The 259-nt window shown below is 60.2% G+C and carries 1 protein-coding gene; it reads left to right on the plus strand.

Annotation, left to right across the window (positions count from 1 at the left end; genetic code table 11):
- On the plus strand, positions 1 to 259 hold a 259-nt coding region (locus tag PZC42_RS21835; RefSeq protein ID WP_277214298.1), incomplete at both ends, for a hypothetical protein.

The raw sequence follows: 259 nt of genomic DNA on the forward strand, positions 1-259 counted from the left end.
GCTCGATATGGCCGATTCATCGGAAGGCTACTTCACGTATGCGTGGAACCATGAGAAGGGCCAGCTCTGGCTCGCGGTCGACAAGTTCGACACGGACTTTCTCTATGTCCACTCCCTCTCGCATGGGCTGGGTTCTAATGATATCGGCCTCGATCGCGGCCAGCTCGGGGGGACGCACGTCGTCCGCTTCGAACGCGTCGGCCCTAAGGTCCTTCTTATCCAGCCGAACCTCGACTACCGGGCGCTCAGCGACAATCCG

The sequence above is a fragment of the Isoptericola croceus genome (assembly GCF_029382255.1).
In the GTDB taxonomy this organism is placed as follows: domain Bacteria; phylum Actinomycetota; class Actinomycetes; order Actinomycetales; family Cellulomonadaceae; genus Isoptericola; species Isoptericola croceus.